This is a genomic window from Nocardia lijiangensis NBRC 108240 (assembly GCF_001613045.1).
GTDB classification, from domain to species: domain Bacteria; phylum Actinomycetota; class Actinomycetes; order Mycobacteriales; family Mycobacteriaceae; genus Nocardia; species Nocardia lijiangensis.
Genome location: NZ_BDBP01000084.1, coordinates 20700 through 45308, shown reverse-complemented (window position 1 = coordinate 45308; position 24609 = coordinate 20700). Strand labels below are relative to the sequence as shown.

Sequence of the window (24609 nt, the reverse complement as noted above, 5' to 3'; positions counted from 1 at the left end):
CGTCTTCGAAGCCATCCGCGCCACCCGCGCCTGACGGACTCCTCGCAGAGGTTTCACACGCCTCGCAGAGGTTGCCTCCGCTGCGAAGCGGGTGGAACCTCTGCGAGGACCCATAGCCGACGCAGGGTACGGGTGGTGGGTGAGGTTGTCACCGGCTTGTCCCGTTAGGATTGCGTTAGGTGTGCCGGGAAGTCTGGTCGGTATGCGGGCAGGTGGTTCGAGCCGGAAGAGCGGCGGCCGCAGGTCCGCGGTTTTGTCCGCCCGGCCGAAAGGTTTTCCGTGATCACCCAGGTGCGCTCCGAGCTGACCAGGTTTCTGCGAACCGAAACCGTCGGCGGCGCACTCCTTCTCATCGCCGCGGCGATCGCGTTGCTGTGGGTGAACTCGCCGTGGAGTGACAGCTACGTCGCCATGACCGAGACGGTGCTGCCGATCGAGCGGCTGCACTTGGAGCTGACCCTCGCCGATTGGACCAAGGACGGTCTGCTCGCCGTCTTCTTCTTCGTCGCCGGGCTCGAGCTCAAACGCGAGCTAGTGGTCGGTGAACTGGCCGACCGCAAACGCGCCACGCTGCCCATCGTCGCCGCGCTCGGCGGCGTGATCACGCCCGCGCTGGTCGCCGCGATCGTCGGCTTCGGCGTCGAGGGCATGGACCGCGGCTGGGCCATCCCGGTGGCCACCGATATCGCCTTCGCGCTGGCCGTGCTCGCCATGACCGGTTCGCGCATTCCGGCAGGCGCGCGGGTGTTCTTGCTGAGCCTGGCCGTGGTCGACGATCTGATGGCCATCGTCCTGATCGCGGTGCTGTTCACCACCGCGATCTCGGTGCTGTGGCTGCTGGCCGCCGCGGCCTGTTTCGCCGCGTGGGCGCTGGCCCAGCACCGCCGGATCACCCCGCCGCTGGTGTATGTGCCGCTGGCGCTGATCTCCTGGTACGCGCTGCACGAGGCGGGCATCCATCCGACGCTGGCCGGCGTCGCGCTCGGCCTGCTCACCAGAGTGCGCCAGGACCCTGACGAGGACGAGGCGCCCGCGACCCGGTGGGAGCATCGGTTCCAGCCGATCTCAGCCGGGCTGTGCGTGCCGCTGTTCGCGTTGTTCGCCTCCGGAGTTCCGCTGAACGGCAAGGTTTTCGGCGAGCTGTTCACCAACCGGCTCTCGCTGGCCATCATTCTCGGGATGCTGCTCGGCAAAACCATCGGCATCTTCGGGATCAGCTGGGCGGCAATCCGGTTCGGCGTCGCGAAGAAGCCAGCCAACCTCGGATATCGCGACATGTTCGCCCTGTCGGTGCTCGGCGCGATCGGCTTCACGGTTAGCCTTCTCGTGGCAGAACTCGCACTGGCCGACGTCGGCGACGGCTCGGCCGTCGAATTGGCGAAGGCCGCGGTGTTGGTGACCTCCATGGCGGCATCGCTCGCCGGTTCGGCGCTACTGTTGCGACGTGGGCGTGTCCACCAGGCACGGCGCGAGGCGCGTGCGCTAGAACCGGAGTGAGGGAAGGCGCGGCGTCTGCGACGAGCCCGCAGACGGTAGCCTGCGTGACGATGGTGGACGCCGGAAGCGCCGCACATCGAACGGAGCTGAAAGCAGTGCCGGGACAGGGAGAAGGGTCGACCAAGTGAGTTTCACCCAGGGCGGTAACGGGAACGACGCGCACAGCGGGCGCACGGTCACCTCCATTCCGCTGACCGATGCCAACCCGATCGGTTCCGCCAGCTTCGGCACCCTGGTCCGCGACGCGGCCGAGCAGATGTCGACCCTGGTGCGCGCCGAGGTCGAGCTGGCCAAGGCCGAGGTCACCGGCGAGATCAAGAAGGGCCTGCAGGGCAGCGTCTACTTCATCCTCGCGCTGACCGTGTTGCTGTTCAGCACCTTCTTCTTTTTCTTCTTCCTCGGCGAGCTGCTCGACGTGTGGCTGGCCAGGTGGGCCGCCTTCCTGATCGTGTTCCTCCTGATGGTCGTCGCGACCGCGGCGCTGGCGTTCCTCGGCTATCGCCGGGTGAAGAAGCTGCGCGCGCCCGAGAAGACCATCGATTCGCTGAAGCAGGCCCGCTCCGTGCTGCCGAGCGGGTTCGGCGCCGGAGCTCACGACGAGCACCCGGCGCTGGAGAAGCGCGTCAGCTGACCGTGCGGGTCGTGGTCGCGGCGACGCACGCCGACCACTAGGCTCGGTCGGCGTGTCGTCGAACTTCCTTCCGGATCCGTCCACCGTCCGTTACGACGGTCCGTGGACGCACCGGGACGTTCGTGCCAACGGCATTCGATTCCACATCGTCGAGGCCGCGCCCGAGCGCGCCGATGCGCCACTGGTGGTGCTGCTGCACGGGTTCGCGGATTTCTGGTGGTCCTGGCGGCATCAGCTGACCGGGCTCACCGAACTCGGTTTCCGTGCGGTGGCGGTGGATCTACGCGGCTACGGCGACAGCGACAAACCGCCGCGCGGCTACGACGGCTGGACCCTCGCTGGCGATATCGCCGGACTCATTCGCGCGCTCGGGCATACCGAGGCCGCGCTGGTCGGCCACGCGGAGGGCGGGCTGGTCTGCTGGGCCACCGCGGTGCTGCACCCCCGGCTGGTCCGCGCCATCGCGCTGGTGAGTTCGCCGCACCCCGGCGCGCTCAAGAGCGCCGTGCTGCGCGATTCGCGCCAACGCCGCGCCTGGCTGCCGAACTTCCTGCGTTATCAGCTGCCCCGCTATCCGGAATACCGGCTGACCACCGGCGACGGGTACGAGGTCGAGCGGCTGCTGCGGCAGCGGGTTACCGGATCCTGGTCGGGCAGCGCCGAATTCGTCGACGTGGCGCGGCGCATGCGCTCGGCCATCCAGATCCCTGGCGCCGCGCACTGCGCGCTGGAATATCAGCGCTGGGCGTTCCGCAGCCAGTGGCGACCGGACGGCCGCCGCTTCATGGCCACCGTCCGCGTGCCCATCGACATCCCCGTACTCGCGCTGCGCGGCGAGTCCGACGACTACCTGCTGCCCGCCACCCTCCGCCGCGGCGAGCAGTGGTCGCCGCACCGCAAACTCGTCACCGTGCCGAACGCGGCGCATTTCGCGCACCAGGAGAACCCGGACGTGGTGACCGCGGAACTGGCGAAGTTCCTCGGCTGACGTCGGCGCACTCGGCCACCAGTACTCAGTCGAATGAAGCAGCTCGAACACCATTGAACCGCGCGCGCTGACACCCCGGCGAATCAGTCGACCGCTCACCGAGGTACGACACGGATGAGCGCCCCCTCCCCAGCACAACGGCCGCCGACCGGTGAGCGGTCGACGGCCGTTGCGCGGCTCGCTCGCACTCAGCTGAGCACGCAGGCTCCCGTGTCGACCGGGAGGTGTGCGCCCGAGGCCCTGTTCAGGTCCGAGCGGACCTCGTCGAGGGTGAGCACGTAGCCGGTGTCGTCGTCGGTCACCGCGGCGCCGAAGACGACGCCGAGCACCTGGCCTTCGGTGTCGACCAGCGGGCCGCCCGAGTTGCCCGCGCGCACCAGGCCGCGGACGGTGTAGACCTCGCGCTCGACCGTGCCGTTGCGGTAGATCGTCGGGCCGGTGAGGTCCAGCGTCTCGCGGACGCGGGCCGCGCTGGCCGTGTACGGTCCGCCGCCCGGGTAGCCGAGCACGATCGCGCTGTCGCCGGAGCGGGCGGGCGCGGGCGCCTGCGGCACCACCGGCGAGGTCAGGCCGGGCACCGCGAGCACCGCGATGTCCTTGGACGGATCGAACAGCACGACGTTGGCGTCCAGCGGTCCGCGCGGGGTGTCCACCGCGACGCTGGTGGTGCCCGCGACCACGTGCGCGTTGGTCATCACCCGTTCGGGCGCGATGACGAATCCCGAACCCTCCAGCGCGCGCTGGCAGCTCGGCGCCACGCCGCGGATGCGCAGCACGCTCTGCTGCAGGGATGCCGCGACGGGGCTGGCGAGCACGCTCGGATCCGGCGGCTCGACCGCGGCGATCGGCGCGCGTCCGAACGGACCGATCACGTCCGGCAGGCCGGAGGTGTTGAGCAGCTTGGAGAATTCGTTGGGGACCTTGCGCAGCCAGTTCGGCGCGACATCGTTGACGTCGGCCAGCACCCGCGAACCGTTGATCGCGGTGGCGATCGCGGGCTGGGACGAGGTCGCCAGCGGCAGCGCGAGCAGCCACGCGGTGACCAGTACCGCCACCGCCTGCAACACCGCGCCGACAACACTGTCCACGCTGCGGGTGAACGGATGCCGCATCCCGCTGCGCGCGGCGCGGCCGAGCACCATGCCCGCGACCTCGCCGACGATCACCAGCAGCACGATCAGCAGCACGCCGGTCAGCACCCTGGTCCGGCCCTCGTCCACGTGCACCAGAATGTGCGGCGCGATGAGGATGCCCGCGACAGCGCCCAGCACGACGCCGAGGAAGGCCAGCGCCGAGGCCACGGCGCCCTGCCGCCACCCGGACGCGGCAGCGGCCAGGGCGAGCAGCACCACGATGATGTCGAGCCAGGCCGAGGAACTCATAAAGTCATCCCCACTGCGGCGAGCGCCGATTCCAGGTCGCGCACGTCGTCGCGATCCCATTCCAGTTCCCAGCCCGCGGCCTTGAAGATGCCGGCGAGTATCCCGCCGGTCAGTCCCCAGACCAGCATGCCGTCGACCTGGAAGGCCGGGCTCTGGTAGCCGAGGCTGCCCTTGACGAGGAAGCGATTGGCCGGGTCGAGCATCTCGGAGAGCGGTACCCGCACCACGCGCTCGGTCTCGCTCTGGTTCACCACCCGCACCTCACCCGGCGTGCGCCAGTAGGCAACCACCGGGGTCACGTCGAAGCGCGACGGCGGCACGAAGACCTTCGGCAGCACGGCGAGCGGCTCGACGTGCTCGCGGAGGACGCCGGTCTCCTCGCACGCCTCGCGCAGCGCGGTGTCGATCGGTCCTTCGTCCTCGGGATCGACCGCGCCGCCGGGGAAGGCGACCTGTCCACGGTGCTGACGCATGGTCGACGCGCGCTGGGTGAGCAGCACGTCGGCGTCGGCGGCCAGCCCGCCGGGAGCGGTCGGATCGTCCTCCGTCGAGCCGCTGAACAGGACGAGCACCGCGGCCTGGCGCGGCTCGCCGGTCAGCGTCATGGCTCGGCGCAGGGCGCGCGCGATCGTCAACGTGTCACTTGCCTCGGCGTGGCCGGGCTCGACGGCCCGGCGCAGCCAGTGCGGAATATCGGTCGGGAGCGGAACCGTCATGCCGCTCCCCCGGTGAACCTGCGCACCACCACCTCCACAACCGTTCTGTCCGCCCGCAACAGACGCTGCGAGATGTCTTGCGGTGTAGACCTTCTCACGACACCACCGCAGGTCGCGCGGGTGGCCGTCCGTGTCGTCACGCTCGCACGCCCAGCGCCGTGGCCACGGTATCGGCAATATCGTCGACCCCGGTAAACGTACGCACGACGACCTGGGCAAGAGAACCGTCCGGGCGGACCAGCACCGAAATCGGCAGCACGGCGGGTGCGCCGACCGCGCTGCGCACCGCGGTCTCGGCGTCGAGCACACCGGGCAGCTGCACGTTCAGACCCGTCAGTCGCAGCAGCGCCTTGGTCTCGTCGGGATCGCTGTGCACGGTCAGCACCGTGACCGCGTCACCCGCCCGCTCGGCGTATTGCCGCAGGTACGGCAACTCCTCGGCGCAGGGTCCGCACCAGTAGGCCCAGAGGTTGAGCAGCGCGGGTTTGCCCGCGAGCGCCGCGGCGAGGTCGACCGGCGCACCGTCGGCCAGGCAGGTCAGGGTGATGCCCGCCAGCGGGCCCGCACCCGGCGCGCTCGGCGCGGGTCGCGGACAGGGCGCGAGTGCGGCATCCGCGCGCACCTGCGCGGGGACCTGCTGCGCGCCGGATGGAGTGTGCGGGCCGGTCGCGGTGTCCTCGCCACCGCCGCGCGGCCACAGCGCGATCGCCGCCGCGACCGCCACGATCAGGCCGACCAGCGCCCAGCGCACCACGGAGTGAAATCTCGCCGTACCGGGTCGTCCTACCCGCGGCGCCTCGTCCGCGGCCCGCAATCTCACAGGCCGACCATCCCCAGCAGGTGTTCGCGCTCCGGACCCTTCACCAATTTGGCCGCGAGCTCCGGCTCGGTCGGCCCGGCGCCGAACGAGGGGCAGTCGGCGGCCAGCACGCACGCGCCGCACGCAGGCTTCCTGGCATGGCACACCCGCCGCCCGTGAAAGATCACGCGATGGGACAGCATCGTCCATTCCTTGCGCTCGACGAGTTCGCCGACGACGTGCTCGACCTTGACCGGGTCTTCCTCGGCGGTCCATCCCCACCGGCGCACCAGCCTGCCGAAATGCGTGTCGACGGTGATGCCGGGCACATCGAAGGCGTTGCCGAGGATGACGTTGGCAGTCTTGCGCCCGATGCCGGGCAACTTCACCAGTTCCTCGAGGGTGTGAGGTAATTCACCTTCGTGCTCGGTCACGAGGGCTTGCCCGAGCCCGATCAGCGAGTTCGTCTTGTTCCGGTAGAACCCCGTCGGCCGGATGTATTCCTCCAGCTCCGCGCGGTTCGCCTCGGCGTAATCGCGTGCGCTGCGGTACTTCGCGAAGACGGCGGGCGTGGTGAGATTCACGCGCTCGTCGGTGCACTGCGCGGAAAGGATTGTCGCGACCGCCAATTCGAGCGGATTCGTGAAATCCAGCTCACAGTGCGCGTCGGGAAACGCGGCCGCGAGGGTGCGGTTCATGCGGCGTGCCCTTCGCACCAAACCCAGCTTCGTTTCCGCCTGTCGCGTGCGGGTTTTCCGTCTCGGAACGGTAACGGCGGCGGGTTGCGCATCGGTCGCCCCGCCGACAGCCGAAGAGCCGTTCAGATCGGTCACAGACGGGGAGGCACGCACGCGTCCACCATACGGAACCGCTCCGACAAGTTGCCCGCTCAGATCCACTGCCGTGTTCCATCTGAGACCTTCACCGTGTTTACTCCTCGATATGCAAGGACTCGCTGTGGTGCTCTTCCCAGTGGTGTTGATGCTGTTCGCACTGCTGATGGAGCGGGTCGAGAATCGGCTCCGCAAACTTCTCGAACCCGACCCCGAGGTTCAGCAGTACCTGGACAGGGCAAGCAACGCCGAGGTCAAGGAGTTGACGAAAGCCGGACTGCCCGCGGCGGTGGCCCGGATGCGCAGGCGACGGTCCCGCAACGATGACCTGGACGTCGCTCGCGCGAGCTGAATCCGCTACTCGGACGCCGCGCAATCCACTCGTTACGTGGTGTCTGTCACTACGCCGCGACGATGCCGCGTAGACTGCGCTGTTGGCCGATTCGCTTCGGTCCAGCCCAGAGCCATTTCCCATAAGGAGCACATTCGTGGACGAGGCCCTCGCCAGAGCAGGCATCTTCCAAGGCGTAGAGCCCACCGCGGTGGCGGCACTCGCCAAACAACTGCAGCCCGTAGATTTTCCGCGCGGTCATGTCATTTTCAATGAGGGCGAACCCGGCGATCGGCTGTACATCATCACCTCGGGCAAGGTGAAGATCGGTAGACGTTCCCCGGACGGCCGGGAGAACCTGCTCACCATCATGGGCCCGTCGGATATGTTCGGCGAGCTGTCGATCTTCGACCCGGGCCCGCGCACCTCGACCGCGACCACGGTCACCGAGGTCCGCGCCGTCACGATGGACCGTGACGCCCTCAAGTCCTGGATCGACCAGCGGCCCGAGATCGCCGAGCAGCTGCTCCGCGTGCTCGCCCGCCGTCTGCGGCGCACCAACAACAACCTCGCCGACCTGATCTTCACCGACGTTCCCGGTCGCGTGGCCAAGGCGCTGCTGCAGCTCGCGCAGCGGTTCGGCACCCAGGAGGCGGGCGCCCTGCGGGTCACGCACGACCTGACCCAGGAGGAGATCGCCCAGCTCGTCGGCGCGTCTCGCGAGACCGTCAACAAGGCGCTCGCCGACTTCGCGCACCGCGGCTGGCTGCGGCTGGAGGGCAAGAGCGTGCTCATCTCCGACTCCGAGCGGCTCGCGCGGCGCGCCCGCTGACCCGCTTCTGACACACGGAACGGCCCGCCGGATCCAGCGCTCCACTGGATCCGGCGGGCCGTCGTATTCCGTGGCCTATCGCTCGGCGCGCAGGTACTCCAGTTGGGCCTGCACCGAGCTGCGTGCCGCGAGCCAGAGCCGCTTGTCCACATCCGCGTACACCTTGCGCACCACCGCCATGGCTCCCGCGTCCGGACCCAGCTCGCGCAGGGCAGCGCGCACTTGGTCGAGCCGCTCCTGCCGGTGCTTGATGTAGTACCGCGCGACCGGTTCCAGATCCGGATGGTCCGGACCGTGCGCGGGCAGCAGCGCCTTGCCCGCGCCGACCTCGACCAGCCGGTCCAGCGAGGTCAGGTAGTCGGCGAGGGTGCCGTCGCTGGAGTCGAGCACGGTGGTCCCGCTGCCCAGGATGGTGTCGCCGGTGAGCACCGCGTCGTCGAGCACGAAACTCACCGAATCGCCGGTGTGCCCCGGCGTCGCCAGCACACCGATGCGCAGGCCTGCCGCCTCGATCACCTCGCCGTCGGCCAGCGGTGCGTCCGCACCGCGCAGGAACTCGGGGTCCTTGGCCCGCACCGGCGTACCCGTCAGCTTCACCAGCTGTTCGATGCCGCCGGTGTGATCGTGGTGACGGTGCGTGACCAGGGTCAGCGCGATCTTGCCCGCGGTGACCCTGGCGATGGCCTCGCTGTGCTTCTTGTCCTTCGGCCCGGGATCGACCACGACGTACTCGGCGGCATCCGGCGCGCGCAGAATCCAGGTGTTGGTGCCGTCCAGGGTCATCTGGCCCGGATTGTCCGCGAGCAGCACCGCCGCCGTCGGCGTCACCTGGCGCAATTGCCCGTACGCGGGATGGGTCAGCGTCATCGCATTTCCTCGGTCATTCGGAGTCGTTGTCCGACAACCTGTCTAACGCACCTCGGCGATGAGTTCGATCTCGACCGGGGTGTTCTTCGGCAATTCCGAGACGCCGACGGCCGAACGCGCGTGCACGCCCGCGTCGCCGAAGACCTCGCCGAGGAACTCCGAGGCGCCGTTGATCACCAGCGGCTGATCGGTGAATCCCGGCGCGGAGGCGACGAAACCGACCACCTTGACGATCCGCACCACCTCGTCGAGGCCGACCAGGTCGTGCACCGCGGCCAGCGCGTTGAGCGCGCACAGCCGCGCCGCCTCGGCGGCCGCCTCGAGCGACACCTCGGCGCCGACCTTGCCGGTCGCCGACAGCTCGCCGTTCACGAAAGGCAGCTGGCCGGAGGTGTAGACGAGCGAACCGGTGCGCACCGCGGGAATGTAGGCCGCGACGGGCGCCGCCACCGCGGGCACGGTCAGTCCGAGTCGCTCCAGGTTCTTCCGCCACGAAGTGGCCGCGTCGACCGCCATCGCCTACTGCCTCGGACGCTTCAGGTAGGCGACATGCTGCTCGCCGGTCGGGCCGGGCAGCACCGAAACCAGCTCCCACCCGTCGGCGCCCCACTGGTCGAGAATCTGCTTGGTCGCGTGCGTCAGCAGCGGAACGGTCGCGTACTCCCACAGGGTCACATCACTCATGCGGTGAGTTTATGGGCGAGCCCGCGGGGCTGCGCGTTCCGGTCTTGCTTAGCGGTCCACACGCGGCAGGCGGCGGGATCATAGCGACCGGCAAGACTGTCTGGTACAGAAGGTCTGGAAAACGACAGTGTGACCGTATCCCTAGGGCGTGATCACAGAACGGGCTATAGGCTCGCGAACGTGGGAGTACCAACAGCAGTGCCTATTTCGGCGGAGCCGGGGCTGGAAACGGGTTGGCCGAAGCGCGCGGAAAAGGCCCGCTTGCACTACGTCTCCGGCAAAGGGGGAACGGGCAAGTCGACGGTCGCGGGCGCGCTCGCGCTGGCCTTGGCCGCGGGCGGGCGCCGGGTACTGCTGGTCGAGGTGGAAAGCAGGCAGTCCATCGCGCAGCTGTTCGATCTGCCGCCGCTGCCGCCGACCGAGACCAGGATCGCCACCGCGGACGGCGGCGGCGAGGTGGTCGCGCTGGCGCTCGACATCGAGCACGCCTTCCTCGAATACCTCGACATGTTCTACAACCTGGGCTTCGCGGGGCGGGCGATGCGCAGGATGGGCGCCATCGAATTCGTCACCACGATCGCGCCCGGTCTGCGCGACGTCATCCTGACCGGCAAGATCAAGGAATGCGCGGTCCGCGTGGATCAGACGGGCAAGCGGGTCTACGACGAGATCGTGGTCGACGCGCCACCGACCGGCCGGATCGCCAGCTTCCTCGACGTCACCACCGCCATGGTCGAGATCGCCAAGGGCGGCCCGATCGCCTCGCAGGCCGAAGGCGTGTCCCGGCTGCTGCATTCGGATCAGACGATGATCCATCTGGTCACCCTGCTGGAGGCGCTGCCGGTGCAGGAGACCGCCGACGCCGTCGCCGAACTCAAGGCCAACGACCTGCGCATCGGGACAGTGATCGTGAACCGCGCCGGGGCGGGCTTCCTGCCTACCGATGTGCGCAATCGCGCCGCCGAGGGCGACATCGACCGCGACGCCATCCGCGCCGGACTGGAACGCTCCGGAATCACGTTGCCCGAAGACGCTTTCGAGGGACTGATCACCGAGACCTTCGAACACTCGGCCCGGCTGCAGGCCCAGGACGAAAGTGCGGCCGAGCTGAACAAGGTGGACGTGCCACAGCTGCACCTGCCCGCCCTGGCCGACGGCATGGACCTCGGCGGGCTGTACGAGCTGGCCGAATATCTGAGCGCGCAGGGAGTGCGATGACGACGCTGGACATTTCGAAGATCATCGCCGATCCCACCGCGCGGGTCGTGGTGTGCTGCGGCTCCGGCGGCGTCGGCAAGACCACCACCGCGGCCGCGATCGCGCTGCGTGCCGCCGAACTCGGGCGCAAGGTCGTGGTGCTCACGATCGACCCGGCGCGCCGACTGGCCCAGTCACTCGGCATCGCCGACCTGGACAACTATCCGCAACGGGTGGCGCTCGGCCCCGAGGTCGAGGGCGAGCTGTACGCGATGATGCTGAACATGCGTCGCACGTTCGACGACATGGTGCTCGAGCACACCACTCCGGAGAAGGCGGAGCAGATCTTCGCCAATCCGATCTATCAGACCGTGGCGTCCTCCTTCGGGGGAACGCAGGAATACATGGCGATGGAGAAGCTCGGGCAGCTCGCGAACAAGCGGGAGTGGGACCTGATCGTGGTCGACACCCCGCCCTCGCGCAACGCGCTCGACTTCCTCGACGCGCCCAAGCGCCTCGGAAACTTCCTGAACGGCAAGATGATCCGGCTGATCATGGCGCCGGGGCGCGGCGTCGGCCGGTTCGTCACCGGCGCGATGAGCCTGGCCATGCGCGGCGTTTCCACCGTCATCGGCGGGCAGATGCTCAAGGACGCGTCCGTCTTCCTGCAGTCGCTGGAATCGCTGTTCGGCGGTTTCCAGGACCGCGCCGACCGCACCTACGCGCTGCTGTCCAAGCCCGGCACGCATTTCCTGGTGGTGGCCGCGGCGGAGCCGGACGCGCTGCGCGAGGCCTCGTTCTTCGTCGACCGGCTCACCACCGAGCAGATGCCGCTCGCGGGCCTCGTGCTCAACCGGACGCATCCGATGCTGAGCGATCTGCCCGCCGACCACGCGCTCACCGCCGCCGATCAGCTGGCCGAATCCGATTCGCTGACCAGCGCGGTGCTGCGCATCCACGCCGACCGGGTCGCCACGGCCAAGCGCGAGCAGCATCTGCTACATCGGTTCACCGGGGCGCACCCGCGGGTGCCGATCGTCTCGGTGACCGCGCTGCCGTTCGAGGTTTCCGACCTCGAGGCGCTGCGGGCGGTGGGCGATCAACTGACCGGAACGCCCGTCTCCGCATAGGCGCACCGACCAGACCATAACGTTCGGTATTGAGTCGGAATAGCTATAGGCTCAAACGAAACCGAGCCCGCAATCGCGGGCTCGGTTTTTCGTTCGTTCGACTACATCGCCACTTGATGCTGGCGCTGGGCCTGGAAGAAATCGGCCCAGGAGGTCACCTCCGGATGCTGTTTCAGCAGCGCCCTCCGCTGCCGTTCGGTCATCCCACCCCACACGCCGAATTCCACTCGATTGTCGAGGGCATCGGCTCCACATTGCATGAGCACCGGACAGTGCCTGCAGATCGTTGCCGCCTTGCGCTGCGCTGCGCCGCGGACGAACAACTGATCGGGATCTACTTCCTTGCATCGGGCCTGGGAAACCCAGGCGATTCGCGCTTCGGCCTGCTCTACGTCCAATCGAGCGATGGGGGTTGTCATATGCATTTGGTGTGCCCCTTTGCAGTCCGAACACCGGGTCAACGGCGCTCCAGAATCGCGTGCCAGGTCGCAGCAACCCGAACCCCGCTGCGCTCTGAACCACATTCCACTTTGAGTGTTAGCTCCATCACACTGGGTTCTCAATCTAGGTAAAGGTATGGCCCGAGCGCAAGACCGTCTCGAGATTTTTTGGTACGCCCGTCCCTGCAAACGTGATAGAGAACCGAGCAGTCGGCCCGATTCGCGACGCGCCCATGTACGACACGCCGGACACGCCCCAGCGACACGCCCAACGAGCCGAAATGAGCACCGGATCTCGCGCTCCGACAAACACACTCGAGAGGGGCGCGAACCGCACCCCGTACCCTTGGGAACGTGTCGAATGTGCCGATCACACATACGCTCGCGAAGCTGGCGGGCAGCTGCGCGCTGGCCGCAGTGCTCGTTGCCGGGCTGCTCTTCCCGCTCGCCGGTGGATTCGGATTCGTCTCCAACCGCGCCGCCGACGCCGTGGACAACGTCTCCGCGGAATTGGTCGAGGGCACCGTTCCCGCGGTATCGACCATGGTCGATACGAACGGGACGCCCATCGCCTGGCTCTACGAGCAACGCAGGTTCGAGGTGCCGAGCGAGCGGATCGCCAACAACATGAAGCTGGCGATCATCTCCATCGAGGACCGCCGCTTCGCCGACCACGACGGTGTGGACTGGCAGGGCACGATGCGCGCGTTCCTCACCAACACCACCAGCGGCGAGGTGCAGCAGGGCGCGTCCACCCTCGACCAGCAGTACGTGAAGAACTTCCAGCTGCTCGTTGTCGCCAAGACCGACGCCGAACGCCGCGCGGCGATCGAGACCACTCCGGCGCGCAAGATCCGCGAGATCCGCATGGCGTTGACCCTGGACAAGGAACTCACCAAGGACGAGATCCTCACCAGGTACTTGAACCTCGTGCCCTTCGGCAATTCGTCCTACGGCATCCAGGACGCGGCACAGACCTACTTCGGCGTCGACGCCGCCGACCTGAACGTCCCGCAGTCGGCGATGCTCGCGGGCATGGTGCAGTCCAGCTCCAAGCTGAACCCCTACACCAACGCCCAGGGCGTGCTGGAACGCCGGAACACCGTGCTGGACACGATGATCCAGAACATCCCGACCCGCGCCGAGGAGTTCCGCAAGGCCAAGTCGGAGCCGCTCGGCGTGCTGCCCGAGCCGAAGGGCCTGCCGCGCGGCTGCATCGCCGCCCAGGACCGCGGCTTCTTCTGCGATTACGCGGTGCAGTACCTGGCCGAGTCGGGCATCAGCCGCGAACAGGTCGACAAGGGCGGCTACCTGATCAAGACCACCCTCGACCCGGCCGTGCAGGACTCGGTCAAGCGCGCGGTCACCGACGCCGCCAACCCGAACCTCGACGACATCGCCGAGGTGATGTCGGTGGTCGCGCCCGGCCAGGACTCGCACGCCGTGGTCGCCATGGCCAGCAGTCGCACCTACGGCCTCAACCGCGACGTCAACGAGACGGTGCAACCGCAGCCGTTCTCGATGGTCGGCGACGGCGCAGGCTCGGTCTTCAAGGTCTTCACCACCGCCGCGGCCATGGAGAAGGGCATGGGCATCGAATCCCAGCTCGATGTGCCGGGCCGCTTCGACGCGAAGGGCATGGGCAACGGCGGCGCGCGGGGCTGCCCGCCCGCCACCTACTGCGTGGAGAACGCGGGCCGCTACAAGTCGCCGATGTCGGTGACCGAGGCGCTGGCCACCTCGCCGAACACCGCGTTCGTCAAGCTGATCCAGGCCGTCGGCGTGACCCCGACCGTCGACATGGCGGTGCGGCTCGGCATGCGCTCGTTCACCAACCCGGGCAGCTCCGGGCACAGCAACCAGAGCCTGGCCGACATGATCAAGGACCAGAACCTCGGCTCGTTCACCCTCGGCCCGGTCGCGATCAACCCGCTCGAGCTCTCCAACGTCGCCGCGACGCTGGCCTCCGGCGGACGCTGGTGCCCGCCCTCGCCGATCAAGGAGGTCATCGACCGCAGCGGTAAGCAGGTTCCGCTCACCCAGCAGGCCTGCGAGCAGGTCGTCGAGCCCGGCCTTGCCAACACGCTGGCCAATGCCATGAGCAAGGACGACACGGCGGGCACCGCGACCGGTGCGGCCCAGGCGACCGGCTGGAACCTGCCGATGGCCGGCAAGACGGGAACCACCGAAAGCCACCGCTCCTCGGCCTTCCTCGGCTTCACCAACTCGCTGGCCGCCGCGGTCTACGTCTACGGCGACAGCCCGACCCCCGGCGAGATCTGCTCGTTCCCGCTGCGCAACTGCGGCGACGGCAACCTGTTCGGCGGTAACGAACCCGCGCGCACCTGGTTCAACGCGATCAAGCCGGTGGTCGGCAACTTCCCGCCGCCCGGCCTGCCACCGCTGGACGACAAGTACGTCCGCGGCGCGAACAACGCTCAGGTGCCCGACGTGGTCGGCATGTCGCAGGCCGAGGCGACCACGGCACTGACCGCCGCGGGCTTCCAGGTCTCGGTCGTCAACGGATCCGGCCCGCCGCCCAAGGGCAGCGTGATGAGCACGGCGCCGAACGGGTCGGCCATCCCCGGCTCGGTGATCACGATCTACATCAGCGACGGCACTCAGCGCCAGGCACCGGCCGCGCCCCCACCCGGGCCGATGCCGCCGCCACCGGCGCTGCCGCCCGGCTTCCCGCTGCCGCCTTGGTGGCCGAGGTAGGCAATAGACAAAGAACCGCCGACCGGCGCTGATGCGCTCGGTCGGCGGTTCTGGTTTCGGGCAGTGTTCAGAGCCGGGCTTTGACGGCCGCGGAGATGCGCGAGCCGTCGGCCTTGCCCGCGGCGAGGGCGGTCGCGATCTTCATGACCTGGCCCATCTGGCGCATGCCGGGACGCTCGCCGAGCTCCTCGGCGACCTGGGCGATCGCGGTGTCCGCGAGATCGGCGATCTCGGCCTCGGTCAGCTGGGTCGGCAGGTACTCGTCGATGATCCTGGCCTCGGCGTGTTCGTTGGCGGCGAGCTCGCCGCGACCGGCCTGGGTGTAGACCTCCGCCGACTCGTTGCGCTTCTTCGCCTCCTTCTGCAGCACCGCGACCACCTCGGCGTCGGAGAGTTCACGCGCCTCCGTGCCTGCGACCTCGGCGTTCTGGATCGCGGCCAGCAGCATGCGCAACGTGGCGAGGCGCAGCGTGTCCTTGGCTTTCATCGCGGCGGTCATGTCCGTCCGCAGCCGATCTTTGAGTTCCGACATGAGGCACACGGTAGCCGGTCGCCGTCGCCGGGCCCACCACATTTCGCCGCGGCGTCGCTGCGGCAACCTGTGCGGGCGAACCGGGAAGAACGCAGCTCACAGACCCTCACGGCCGATTCGGCGGCCTTGTGCGGAAACACACTCGGCGATCCGAGGCAGCCTCACCTATGCTGGGCAAATGCCCGTAATCTCGACCTCCGCCGTCCGTCGCACCGCGCTGGGAGCCACCGGGGCCGCGGTAGCCGGAATCGGCTATGCCTCGCTGATCGAGCGCAACGCGTTCATCCTGCGCGAGGCCACCATGCCGGTGCTGCCGCCAGGATCGTCGAGCCTACGGGTACTGCACATCAGCGATCTGCACATGATGCCCGGCCAGAAGCTCAAGCAGCAGTGGCTGCGTGAGCTGGATCGGCTGGAGCCGGACCTGGTGATCAACACCGGCGACAATCTCTCGCACCAGAAGTCGGTGCCCGCGGTGGTGCAGGCCCTCGGCGGATTGCTGTCCCGCCCGGGCCTTTTCGTTTTCGGCAGCAACGACTACTTCGCGCCGGTGGCGAAGAACCCGCTGAAGTACTTCAAGAAGGACCACCGCCGCGTCTACGGCGCGCCGCTGCCGTGGAAGGACCTGCGGGCGGCGTTCACCGAACGCGGCTGGCTCGATCTCACCCACGTGCGCCGCGATCTCGAGGTGGCGGGCGTCCGGATCGCCACCGCGGGCGTCGACGACCCGCACCTGCAGCGCGACCGGTACGACACGGTCGCGGGCGCCCCGAACCCGCTGGCCGATCTGCGCATCGGCCTCACCCACTCCCCCGAGCCCCGGGTGCTCGACCGCTTCGCCGACGACGGCTACGACCTGGTGCTCGCCGGACACACCCACGGCGGCCAGCTGGTGCTGCCGGGCTACGGCGCGCTGGTCACCAACTGCGGCATCGACAAGTCGCGCGTGAAGGGCCCGTCGAAGTGGGGCGAGCACACCCAGCTGCACGTCTCCGCGGGCATCGGCACCTCGCCGTGGGCGCCGTACCGGTTCTGCTGCCGCCCCGAAGCCACGCTGCTCACCCTCGTCGCCGCGCCCCCGAAGCGTCCGGCCGCCGAGAGCAACCGGGGGCTTTCGACCTCGGAGACCGTCTCTCGCTGAGCGCCGTGCGCGGCGCGGTGAATCCGGCTGCGGCGACCCCCTAGCTCGACACGCCAACCGGCGCAAGGCTTGTCCGCCCCGACCGGGCGCGGACAGTCCTCCGCCGACCCGGTAGGGTCGCGTGCCGAAACTTGAATCAGTCGACTAGGGGACGACTTTGAGCAGAGGATTCGACGAGCCGCGCACCGAACTCGCCGCCGTCGGCATGTCCGGCGCGCCGGCTCGCACCGCGGCTGCGGCACCGGCCCAACCGGAGTTCGGCGGCACAGCCGCTCTGAATCCCCCAGCCACCGAGTGTCTTTCGCCCGTTCAGTCCGTGACCGGGTCGGCGCCAGCCGAGCGCATGGCCCCGGCGGGGCAGCAGACTCCTTACGCCCCGGTCGAGTTCGCTTCGGGCTCGGCACAGCCTGACGCGCGCATGGCCCCGGTGGGACAGCAGACTCCTTACCCCCCGGTCGAGTTCGTTTCGGGCTCGGCGCAGATCGGTTACGGGGCAGGCCCGCACGCCCAGCACTCGACCGTACGGGGCCCTCAGCAGCTCGGCGGGATCGACTTCTCCGGGGCGACGCGACAGAACTACGGCGCGCCCACCGGATGGCCGCCGTCGGCGGGTGCGATCGGGGGCGTGCACGGGGAGTTCGCGATAGCTCCGCAACGGCAGGGCCGTTCCCCGGGCGGTCGAGCGTGGATCGGCGTCGGAATCGCGGCGACGGTGGTGATGGCCGGCGCGGTGGCCGCGGTAGCCACGGGCGGGGCGGACGAAGCCAGTGCGGAGGGCACGCCGTCGATGGTGAGCGCGCTCACCACCTCGGCCGTGACCCGAGCGCCCGCGCGGCGGCAGGCGGCACAGGCCGGGCCTCCGGTGGTGCCGGGGTATCAGGTGGTCCTCGCGCCGGACAGCGGCGCCGCCTACGACGTGCCCGCCGACTGGGCCGTCGGCGATCCCGGAGCCTCCGGCGGGTTCGGCAAGCCGCCCAACACCGTCGGCGGCAAGGGGTACGCCACCGAGGGCAAGGACTACTGCCCGGGATCGACGCGCACCGTAGCGTTCGTCACCGGCTCGGAAACCACCGATACCGTCAGCGCCGCAACCGAACTCGGCACGAAGACGGCGAAGATCGCCTACTCCAACGCACCCGGCGGCGGCGTTCCCGGCGCACCGCAGCCGCTGGACTCCCTCGACGGCGCCCAGCACGGCACCTTCGTGGAGACCAGGGGCGCCATCACCGACGCGAAGCCCGGCTGCGCCACCGAGTACTCGGTGTACACCTTCGCCACTTCGGCCGACATCGGCAGCTTCGTCATGGTCATCGCCGCCGACACCGGCGTCCCGAACGCGGTCGACCCGGAAACCGCCAAGCGGATCTTCCGCAGTATCCGCTCCTTCGAAAGCTGATTGACCTGCGGGTTTAACGTCTGGACCTTCCCTGTTGTAAGCTACTCCAGGTTCGCTTCACGGGGTGTGGCGCAGCTTGGTAGCGCGCTTCGTTCGGGACGAAGAGGTCGCAGGTTCAAATCCTGTCACCCCGACTGTGTGGTTGAGACACAAAACGGTTGCCCCTGGCTCTTGGAGCCAGGGGCAACTTTTTTGTCCGGTCACGACAGTTGCCCTTCTGAGCCAAATCGATCAGCTCTTCACGCCACGCGCGCAACTCGTGAAGTAGTCGGCACTGATCACACGCCTCCAGACTGCACCTGTTTGGGATTTTGGTACTTGAAGAGCGGCCGAACTGGCTTGTTTTGAGGAAGTACACTTAGAGGAAGTGTGCTTCCTCAAACTACGGAGGTGGATCCGCTGATCAGCAAACCCAACGACATGTTCGATCGCGACAGGGAATGGCGAGCCCTGATCGGATTCGCTACCAGCGGGCAACCGAACGCAACCCTCGGCGTCGTGTCCGGCCGTCGCCGTCAAGGTAAGACGTTCCTCTTGGAGGCGCTGTGCGAGGCCACGGGCGGGTTCTACTTCGCCGCTGATCAGGCCACCGAATCGGAGTCACTGCGCTATCTGGCCGCGGCGGTGGCCGAGTTCACCCAGTCGCCGTTGCCGATCCACTTCGACGATTGGCGGCAGGCAGTCGACACCCTGCTGGCGGTATCGGGGGAACGCGAGCTTCCGGTTGTGATCGATGAATTCCCGTACCTGGCGAAGGCGAGCCCGGTGCTGCCGTCGATCATTCAGTCCGCCTTGGCACCACGACGCGCCGAACGACGTAACTCGCGGGCCCGGTTGCTGCTGTGCGGTTCGGCTATGTCGTTCATGGGGTCACTGCTCGCCGGTGGCGCGCCGCTACGTGGACGAGCAGGGCTGGAACTGATCGTTCCCACCTTGGATTACCTTCTAGCAGCCGAGTTTTGGGAGATCGCGGACCCGCGCCTGGCATTTCTCGTCCATGCCGTCGTGGGTGGAACCCCAGCCTACCGGCGCGAATTCGTAGAAGACGACGCTCCGGCGAACCTTGCGGATTTCGATGACTGGGTGCTGCGCACCGCACTCAACCCGTCGAGTCCACTCTTTCGAGAGGCCAGATACCTGCTCAGCGAAGAACCGGGTTTGCGCGACCCAGGCCTGTACCACTCGGTGCTTGCCGCAGTAGCCCACGGAAACTCGACGAGTGGTGGCATAGCCTCGTATGTCGGGCGCAAAGCCAGCGACATCACTCATCCCCTGGCCGTTTTGGAAGACTGCGGTCTGCTGCGACGCGAATCGGACCTCTTCCGCGGTAACCGCATGATCTACCGGATCAACGAACCGCTGGTCACCTTCTATCAGGCGATCACCCGGCCCGACTGGGCCGAATGGGAACGCGCCCGCGACTCCGCGCGGCTGTGGAAACGACGGCGACACCGCTTCGAAAGCAATGTGCTCGGTCCGCATTTCGAGGAAGTCTGCCGTATCTGGGTTGCCGACTACGCCCCCGACGATCTGTTCGGGGGCCATATCACTCGGGTTGGCAGCGGGATGGTCAACGATCCAACGCAAAAGGTCACACATGAGGTCGACATAGCGGTGTTCGGGGAGCTATCGGACGGCACCGAGGCACTGCTGTCCATCGGCGAGGCGAAATGGAACGAGGTGATGGGCATGGGGCATCTCGACCGCCTGCACCGCATTCGCGACCTGCTCTCCTCGAAGTTCGACACCTCACGCACCAAGCTGACCTGTTACAGCGCGGCAGGATTCATGCCAGCCTTGCAGGCGGCCGCCAACCAGGGCGATGTGGTGCTCATCAATTTGGATCAGCTCTATCCGAAAGACCGAGCGGATCAGTAGGGGGGCAGCTTGGTAGCGCGCTTCGTTCGGGACGAAGAGGTCGCGGGTTCAAATCCTGGGTGAGACACGATGGGCCCCTGACCGGTCTTCCGGTCAGGGGCCCTTCTTTATTCCACCGAATGGGTGGCCGAGTCAGTCCACCGCCGCGCGGTTCCGCTCCAACGCGACGAGCACTTCGCCTGCTGCCCGCTCTCCGGATTCCACCGCGCCATCGATGTATCCCGCCCAGCGGGTGGCGGTCTCGGTGCCCGCCCAGTGCAGCGGTCCGATGGGTTCGCGCAGCGCCGGGCCGAAGCGAGTGAGGGTGGACGGTGTCGCGAAGGCCCCGTAGCAGCCGCGGCTGTACTCCTCCTCGGCCCAGTCGCGTTCGAGGTAGGCGATCGGCTGGGCCGCCGCCGGGCCGAAGTAGCCGACGAGATCTGTCAGCACCTGGGCTCGGCGCGCTTCGGGGTCCAGCCGGGAAGCGGAGTCGGCGTGCTTGCCTTCGAAGAAGCCGACCAGCACGCCGGGCGTGCCGTCCGGCGGGGTGTTGTCGAAGACGGTGCCGAAGGGTCGCCGATCGCTGTTCGCCTGCCCGTTGAAGCCCTGCGCGCGCCAAAACGGTTCGGAGTAGGCGACATTGATCTTGATGACGCGCCCCATCGGCATGCGCTGGACGAGCTGATCGCGCCCGCCGGGCAGCCCCGGCCGATAGCGAATCCTGGCCGCCAGCGGCGGCGGCACCGCGATCACCGCGCGCTTCGCCGACACGACCGTGCGCCCGGCCGAGACCTCCAGCCCGCCGTCGCCCCAGGTCAGGTCCGTCACCGGAGCATCGAGCACGACGCGCTCGCCCAGCTGCTCGGCGAGCCGCTGCGCGATCCGCTGGGTGCCGCCGACGACGCGGTCCTGCTGCGCGCCGCCTTCGGTGTTGATCAGCGCGTCCAGCCCACCCGCCGCGCCGACATAGAAGGCCGCCCACAGCGCGGAGATGTCCTCCGGTTCCGCGGCGAACACGGCCTCGGTGATCAGCCGCAGGAACGCACGGCCGGTGGGCGTGTAGGCATGCCTGTTCATCCAGGTCGCGAAGGTCTGCCCGTCCAGCCGGTCCGCTTGCGGCGCGAGCCACGGTGCGCGTTCGGCGACCGCGCGCGCCACCCGGTCCAACCGCAGCTGGGCCTGCCCTATATCCGCCAGCGCGAGCGGATTCATCTTGGGAATCCGGCCGGTGTAGACCGAACGCGTCCCGCCGAACTCGCCGATGTTCTGGCCTACGACGTGGGTGGGAAACGTGGAAAGCCCGAGTTCGGCGATCAAGCCGAGCACCCGGTCCTGCCCCGGACCGACCCACTGGCCGCCCATTTCGATCGGGACGCCGTCGAGCAGGTCTTCGTTGAGCAACCGTCCCCCCACTCGGTCCCGCGCCTCGAGGACCAGCACCTCCTTTCCCGCGCGGACCAGCTCGCGAGCGGCCACCAACCCCGCCACACCCGCGCCGACGACTACGACGTCCGCCGATTTACTCATCTCGACCTGCTTTCATGCAACGTGTATCCGAGATTCATTATGTATGTGATATCCCTGTTGTATGGAGACTGTCAAGACGATGCGGGACAAATACGCCGAGAACACCCGCCAGACGCTGCTCGACACCGGGCGGCGACTGTTCGTCGAGCGCGACTACGCCAAGCTGTCGGCGGAGGAGTTGGTCCGGGCCGCGGGCCTCACCCGCGGCGCGCTCTACCACCACTTCGACGGCAAGCGCGGCCTGTTCGAGGCAGTCTTCGACGAACTGGAAAGCCAAGCGGCGCAACGGATACGCGCGGCGACGGCGGCGGGATCGGATCCGCTCGACCAGGCCGAACGGGGTATCGAAGAGTTCCTCGACGTCTGCACCGACCCCGACTATCGCAAGATCGTGCTGATCAACGGCCCCATCGCACTGGGCTGGCAGCGCTGGCGCGAGCTGGATCGGCAGCATCTCGGCCGGCTGGTCATCGACGCCGCCCGGACGCTCCTGGCGGACGAGTTGATCAAGCCTTACCCGGCCGAGTTGCTCGCGAGTGCGCTGTACGGGGCACTCACCGAACTCTCGCTGACGCTCACCGAGGTGGAGGGCGGCCGTCCGCAAGCCGCGGATCTGATGCGCGACCTACTCGGCGGGCTCACGGCGCGGTGACGCGCGGATTGGATCGCTTTCGGGGCAGGGGGCCGGCAGCGGAACCGTCCGCTACGCCGCGCCGTTCGGCATCGGCCAGCGGCGGCTCGCCGTCTGGTGACTCGCCCGGCACCGGCCACCAGACGGTCGCGGCGATCACGGCGAGCAGCCCGCACACCAACGCCAGCAATCCGACGAACACGGAGGCATCCATCGCTTCCTCCCAGCGGCAATAGGTCTACACCCCGGCGCCGGGGCACCGACCGAAGGCGCGACCGGGCGGCATGCCGATGAGGGACGGCAGCATCCCCGGTACCGGGGCTGCCCCCAGCTTCGCCGTCCGATATGACAATCGACGACACCCCCGTGTAGCCCGCTGTTGCAGTCTCCTCCCCACCCATCCCCAGGCGCGGTGAATATTCGCCCACGATGGACAGAGAACGAGTGGCGTGATGTCGCTAATCTAGAGACACACCAAACAGATCTGTCCCAAGATTAGAGACAACAGGACATTCGAGGGGGCACACATGCTGTACACAACTCCGGAGCTCGATGCGATCGACACCGCGGTGCTGGCCGGCATCTACCGGCGCCGCGACGCCATGGCGTCGGCGATGCGTGTCCCCAAGCGCTGGCCCGGACTGCTCCGGCGCAACCTCATGGCACGTGCGATCCGCGGCTCCAACAGCATCGAAGGGTATGTCGTAGAGACCGACGATGCCGCGGCAGCCGTGGACTACGAGGAAGCGCTGACCGCGGACGAACGCACCTTCGCCGAGATCCGCGGCTATCGCCAGGCGCTCGGTTACGTACTGACCATGGCGCAAGGCGCGGGCGCGATCGATGAATCCACCATCAGGGCACTGCACTTCATGATGCTCGGCCACGATCTGAGCAAGAGCCCGGGCCAATATCGCACCGGACCGATCTATGTGCGCGACGACAGCACCGGCGACTCCGTGTACGAGGGGCCCGGCTCGGCGATGGTGCCGCAGTTGATGTCGGAGTTGGCCGAGGCGTTGGCCACGGGCGGCGATCCGATCGTGCTGGGAGCCATGGCGCACCTGAATCTCGTGATGATTCACCCGTTTCGCGACGGCAACGGCCGTATGGCCCGAGCACTGCAGACGCTGGTGGTGTCACGCGGTGGACTCGCCGAACCCACCTTCTGCAGCATCGAAGAATGGCTCGGCGTCAATACCGACGACTATTACCGGGTGCTGGCCCGCTCGAGCTCGGGCGTGTGGTCACCGGAGTACGACGCGCAGCTGTGGCTGAAATTCAATCTGCGAGCCCACGACATCCAGGCCCAGACCGTGGAAGGGCGCATGCATCGCACCGAGCATGCCTGGCTGCGGCTCGACGAGTTGGCCAACGCCCACAAGCTGCCAGAGCGGGTGACCGACATTCTCTACGACGCGCTGATCGGCTTTCGCATCCGACGGCACGGCTACCTCACCAGGGCTCAGGTCGATCAGCGCACCGCGACGCGCGACCTCAGGGCACTCACCGACCTGGGCTTGCTGACACCCCGCGGCGAAACGCGCGGGCGGCACTACGTGGCAGGAACCCGGCTGCTCGAACTCCAAGACGCGCTGCGTGTCGATGTACCGCGGCGGATCGTGGATCCGTATCCCGGGATGCGGGTCGAGCTGGTGCGGGGGTGAGCGGCGGTAGGGTTGTGAGCGGGGGCGGTGAGGAGACGCTTACCGCTTGATAACTTGCGGACACATGGTGGAAACGCGAGGTCCATAGCGTATACATGCATGTCGACACGGGTGGCCACGCTGGCTGATGCAGCGGGAAGGCCGTTGCGGGACGTGGTGTATACGACGTTGCGCGATGAGCTGATGAATGGGGACATCAAGTTCGGGGAGCGGCTGACCGAGCCGAAATTGTCTGCGCGCTTCGGTATTTCGCGCACGCCGATCCGAGAGGCGCTCACCGTGCTGTGCTCGGACGGATTGCTGCGCCGCGAGGAGTACGGCTTCAGCCCGGTGCGGCCGAGCATTCCGCTGATTCGCGATCTGTACGAGTTGCGAATCACCTTGGAGCTCGGCGGGATTCAGCGCGCCATCGGCAATCCCGAGGTGCGCCACGACCGCGCGCTGCTGGAGGCCGAGCGGGCGAGCTGGCTCGAATTGCAGGCCGATCCGCCGGAGCAGGAGCCGGGTTTCGTGGTGCGCGACGAGGAATTCCACGTCACCCTGCTCACCGCCGCGGGCAATGCCGAACTGGTGCGCGCGCTGAAATCGGCGAACTCCCGGATCCGGCACGTGCGCATGTACGACTTCATGGTCAACAACCGGATCGAGACCACGATCACCGAGCACCTCGCGATCCTCGACGCGGTGCTCGCCGAAGACCTGCCGCTGGCGTATCGCCTGCTGCACACCCACATCGGGGAATCACTCGACGTCGTTCTGGAGCGCGTCACCCGCGCCATCACCGCGATGTCGATGGCAACTGAATAGAGGGAG

At 67.9% G+C, this 24609-nt stretch carries 25 protein-coding genes and 1 tRNA gene; 15 read left to right on the top strand and 11 right to left on the bottom strand.

Annotated features, from left to right (window positions below):
- The first annotated feature begins 282 nt into the window (after nucleotides 1-282).
- The 3 genes from nhaA (at nucleotide 283) to NL1_RS27840 (ending at nucleotide 3116) form a co-directional block, all read left to right on the top strand.
- The gene (gene nhaA / locus NL1_RS27850) at nucleotides 283-1497 is read left to right on the top strand and encodes a Na+/H+ antiporter NhaA (RefSeq protein ID WP_067845297.1); all 1215 of its coding nucleotides are present in this window, start codon (nucleotides 283-285) and stop codon (nucleotides 1495-1497) included.
- 124 nt (nucleotides 1498-1621) lie between these two features.
- Nucleotides 1622-2128: a phage holin family protein gene (locus NL1_RS27845; RefSeq protein WP_067845288.1), complete on the top strand. Its 507-nt coding sequence runs from the start codon at nucleotides 1622-1624 to the stop codon at nucleotides 2126-2128.
- Nucleotides 2129-2180: 52 nt separating this feature from the next.
- On the top strand, nucleotides 2181-3116 hold the full coding sequence (locus NL1_RS27840; protein ID WP_067845286.1) for an alpha/beta fold hydrolase: 936 nt from the start codon (nucleotides 2181-2183) through the stop codon (nucleotides 3114-3116).
- A gap of 188 nt (nucleotides 3117-3304) precedes the next feature.
- Here NL1_RS27840 and NL1_RS27835 read toward each other — a convergent pair whose 3' ends face one another.
- From NL1_RS27835 to nth, 4 genes are all read right to left on the bottom strand, one after another.
- The gene (locus tag NL1_RS27835) at nucleotides 3305-4498 is read right to left on the bottom strand and encodes a MarP family serine protease (protein ID WP_067845284.1); all 1194 of its coding nucleotides are present in this window, start codon (nucleotides 4496-4498) and stop codon (nucleotides 3305-3307) included.
- Entirely contained in the window at nucleotides 4495-5214 is a 720-nt protein-coding gene (locus tag NL1_RS27830; protein WP_067845282.1) for an NUDIX hydrolase, read from the bottom strand. The genes NL1_RS27835 and NL1_RS27830 overlap by 4 nt, the downstream gene beginning before the upstream one ends.
- Nucleotides 5215-5350: 136 nt before the next feature.
- Entirely contained in the window at nucleotides 5351-5968 is a 618-nt protein-coding gene (locus NL1_RS27825) for a TlpA family protein disulfide reductase (RefSeq protein ID WP_067845280.1), read from the bottom strand.
- 62 nt (nucleotides 5969-6030) lie between these two features.
- Nucleotides 6031-6864, bottom strand: a complete 834-nt coding sequence (nth, locus tag NL1_RS27820) for an endonuclease III (RefSeq protein ID WP_373862603.1) — start codon at nucleotides 6862-6864, stop codon at nucleotides 6031-6033.
- A gap of 106 nt (nucleotides 6865-6970) precedes the next feature.
- Here nth and NL1_RS27815 point away from each other — a divergent pair, with 106 nt between their 5' ends.
- Nucleotides 6971-7198: a hypothetical protein gene (locus tag NL1_RS27815; protein ID WP_084511017.1), complete on the top strand. Its 228-nt coding sequence runs from the start codon at nucleotides 6971-6973 to the stop codon at nucleotides 7196-7198.
- A 136-nt stretch (nucleotides 7199-7334) separates the two neighbouring features.
- Nucleotides 7335-8009: a Crp/Fnr family transcriptional regulator gene (locus tag NL1_RS27810; RefSeq protein WP_011206875.1), complete on the top strand. Its 675-nt coding sequence runs from the start codon at nucleotides 7335-7337 to the stop codon at nucleotides 8007-8009.
- A gap of 75 nt (nucleotides 8010-8084) precedes the next feature.
- Here the strand turns inward: NL1_RS27810 and NL1_RS27805 are convergent, their stop codons facing one another.
- Genes NL1_RS27805 through sp36 form a run of 3 tightly spaced genes read right to left on the bottom strand, consistent with a single transcriptional unit; the run spans nucleotide 8085 to nucleotide 9560 of the window.
- A complete protein-coding gene (locus NL1_RS27805) occupies nucleotides 8085-8876 on the bottom strand; it encodes an MBL fold metallo-hydrolase (protein WP_067845277.1) in 792 nt (263 codons plus the stop codon).
- 42 nt (nucleotides 8877-8918) lie between these two features.
- A complete protein-coding gene (locus NL1_RS27800; protein ID WP_067845274.1) occupies nucleotides 8919-9392 on the bottom strand; it encodes a RidA family protein in 474 nt (157 codons plus the stop codon).
- A 3-nt stretch (nucleotides 9393-9395) separates the two neighbouring features.
- A complete protein-coding gene (sp36, locus tag NL1_RS37880) occupies nucleotides 9396-9560 on the bottom strand; it encodes a Sp36 family protein (protein ID WP_109522717.1) in 165 nt (54 codons plus the stop codon).
- Between the two features lie 198 nt (nucleotides 9561-9758).
- Between sp36 and bagA the strand changes: the two genes are divergently transcribed.
- The gene (bagA, locus tag NL1_RS27795; RefSeq protein WP_067845272.1) at nucleotides 9759-10778 is read left to right on the top strand and encodes an ATPase BagA; all 1020 of its coding nucleotides are present in this window, start codon (nucleotides 9759-9761) and stop codon (nucleotides 10776-10778) included.
- Nucleotides 10775-11887: an ATPase BagB gene (bagB, locus tag NL1_RS27790; protein ID WP_067845270.1), complete on the top strand. Its 1113-nt coding sequence runs from the start codon at nucleotides 10775-10777 to the stop codon at nucleotides 11885-11887. Before bagA ends, bagB begins: the two co-directional genes overlap by 4 nt.
- A gap of 101 nt (nucleotides 11888-11988) precedes the next feature.
- Here the strand turns inward: bagB and NL1_RS27785 are convergent, their stop codons facing one another.
- Nucleotides 11989-12312: a WhiB family transcriptional regulator gene (locus NL1_RS27785; RefSeq protein ID WP_011206869.1), complete on the bottom strand. Its 324-nt coding sequence runs from the start codon at nucleotides 12310-12312 to the stop codon at nucleotides 11989-11991.
- Nucleotides 12313-12690: 378 nt separating this feature from the next.
- On the opposite strand from NL1_RS27785, the gene NL1_RS27780 reads away from it, so the two are divergent.
- Complete coding sequence (locus NL1_RS27780; protein ID WP_067845268.1) at nucleotides 12691-15045, top strand: transglycosylase domain-containing protein; 2355 nt, start codon at nucleotides 12691-12693, stop codon at nucleotides 15043-15045.
- Between the two features lie 67 nt (nucleotides 15046-15112).
- Here NL1_RS27780 and NL1_RS27775 read toward each other — a convergent pair whose 3' ends face one another.
- Nucleotides 15113-15577, bottom strand: coding sequence for a GatB/YqeY domain-containing protein (locus NL1_RS27775; RefSeq protein ID WP_067845266.1), 465 nt, complete (start codon nucleotides 15575-15577; stop codon nucleotides 15113-15115).
- Nucleotides 15578-15755: 178 nt separating this feature from the next.
- Between NL1_RS27775 and NL1_RS27770 the strand changes: the two genes are divergently transcribed.
- The 4 genes from NL1_RS27770 (at nucleotide 15756) to NL1_RS27755 (ending at nucleotide 19992) form a co-directional block, all read left to right on the top strand.
- Nucleotides 15756-16718, top strand: coding sequence for a metallophosphoesterase (locus NL1_RS27770; protein ID WP_067845259.1), 963 nt, complete (start codon nucleotides 15756-15758; stop codon nucleotides 16716-16718).
- A gap of 157 nt (nucleotides 16719-16875) precedes the next feature.
- Nucleotides 16876-18114: a DUF8017 domain-containing protein gene (locus tag NL1_RS27765; protein WP_067845254.1), complete on the top strand. Its 1239-nt coding sequence runs from the start codon at nucleotides 16876-16878 to the stop codon at nucleotides 18112-18114.
- Nucleotides 18115-18174: 60 nt separating this feature from the next.
- Nucleotides 18175-18248, top strand: a tRNA-Pro gene (locus NL1_RS27760).
- A 256-nt stretch (nucleotides 18249-18504) separates the two neighbouring features.
- Nucleotides 18505-19992, top strand: a complete 1488-nt coding sequence (locus NL1_RS27755) for an AAA family ATPase (RefSeq protein ID WP_218024493.1) — start codon at nucleotides 18505-18507, stop codon at nucleotides 19990-19992.
- A 132-nt stretch (nucleotides 19993-20124) separates the two neighbouring features.
- On the opposite strand, the gene NL1_RS27745 is transcribed toward NL1_RS27755, so the two are convergent.
- Nucleotides 20125-21498 carry a flavin monoamine oxidase family protein gene (locus tag NL1_RS27745; RefSeq protein WP_067845252.1) on the bottom strand — a complete coding sequence of 458 codons (1374 nt, stop codon included), beginning with the start codon at nucleotides 21496-21498 and terminating at the stop codon, nucleotides 20125-20127.
- 61 nt (nucleotides 21499-21559) lie between these two features.
- Between NL1_RS27745 and NL1_RS27740 the strand changes: the two genes are divergently transcribed.
- Complete coding sequence (locus NL1_RS27740) at nucleotides 21560-22150, top strand: TetR/AcrR family transcriptional regulator (RefSeq protein WP_245673574.1); 591 nt, start codon at nucleotides 21560-21562, stop codon at nucleotides 22148-22150.
- On the opposite strand, the gene NL1_RS27735 is transcribed toward NL1_RS27740, so the two are convergent.
- Complete coding sequence (locus NL1_RS27735; protein ID WP_067845250.1) at nucleotides 22137-22343, bottom strand: hypothetical protein; 207 nt, start codon at nucleotides 22341-22343, stop codon at nucleotides 22137-22139. The genes NL1_RS27740 and NL1_RS27735 overlap by 14 nt on opposite strands.
- 313 nt (nucleotides 22344-22656) lie before the next feature.
- Between NL1_RS27735 and NL1_RS27730 the strand changes: the two genes are divergently transcribed.
- Nucleotides 22657-23796 (top strand): Fic family protein, encoded by a 1140-nt coding sequence (locus NL1_RS27730; protein ID WP_067845248.1) that lies wholly within the window; start codon nucleotides 22657-22659, stop codon nucleotides 23794-23796.
- A 99-nt stretch (nucleotides 23797-23895) separates the two neighbouring features.
- Nucleotides 23896-24603 carry a GntR family transcriptional regulator gene (locus NL1_RS27725; RefSeq protein WP_067845246.1) on the top strand — a complete coding sequence of 236 codons (708 nt, stop codon included), beginning with the start codon at nucleotides 23896-23898 and terminating at the stop codon, nucleotides 24601-24603.
- Nucleotides 24604-24609: the final 6 nt, after the last annotated feature.

Excerpts from the sequence above, each read along its gene's own strand:
- NL1_RS27830 (WP_067845282.1), bottom strand. The coding sequence starts at position 5,214 with ATGACGGTTCCGCTCCCGACCGATATTCCGCACTGGCTGCGCCGGGCC.
- NL1_RS27775 (WP_067845266.1), bottom strand. The coding sequence starts at position 15,577 with ATGTCGGAACTCAAAGATCGGCTGCGGACGGACATGACCGCCGCGATG.
- sp36 (WP_109522717.1), bottom strand. The coding sequence starts at position 9,560 with ATGAGTGATGTGACCCTGTGGGAGTACGCGACCGTTCCGCTGCTGACG.
- NL1_RS27835 (WP_067845284.1), bottom strand. The coding sequence starts at position 4,498 with ATGAGTTCCTCGGCCTGGCTCGACATCATCGTGGTGCTGCTCGCCCTG.
- NL1_RS27770 (WP_067845259.1), top strand. The coding sequence starts at position 15,756 with ATGCCCGTAATCTCGACCTCCGCCGTCCGTCGCACCGCGCTGGGAGCC.
- NL1_RS27805 (WP_067845277.1), bottom strand. The coding sequence starts at position 8,876 with ATGACGCTGACCCATCCCGCGTACGGGCAATTGCGCCAGGTGACGCCG.
- NL1_RS27800 (WP_067845274.1), bottom strand. The coding sequence starts at position 9,392 with ATGGCGGTCGACGCGGCCACTTCGTGGCGGAAGAACCTGGAGCGACTC.
- NL1_RS27730 (WP_067845248.1), top strand. The coding sequence starts at position 22,657 with ATGCTGTACACAACTCCGGAGCTCGATGCGATCGACACCGCGGTGCTG.
- NL1_RS27785 (WP_011206869.1), bottom strand. The coding sequence starts at position 12,312 with ATGCATATGACAACCCCCATCGCTCGATTGGACGTAGAGCAGGCCGAA.
- NL1_RS27740 (WP_245673574.1), top strand. The coding sequence starts at position 21,560 with ATGGAGACTGTCAAGACGATGCGGGACAAATACGCCGAGAACACCCGC.
- NL1_RS27745 (WP_067845252.1), bottom strand. The coding sequence starts at position 21,498 with ATGAGTAAATCGGCGGACGTCGTAGTCGTCGGCGCGGGTGTGGCGGGG.
- NL1_RS27735 (WP_067845250.1), bottom strand. The coding sequence starts at position 22,343 with ATGGATGCCTCCGTGTTCGTCGGATTGCTGGCGTTGGTGTGCGGGCTG.
- bagB (WP_067845270.1), top strand. The coding sequence starts at position 10,775 with ATGACGACGCTGGACATTTCGAAGATCATCGCCGATCCCACCGCGCGG.
- NL1_RS27725 (WP_067845246.1), top strand. The coding sequence starts at position 23,896 with ATGTCGACACGGGTGGCCACGCTGGCTGATGCAGCGGGAAGGCCGTTG.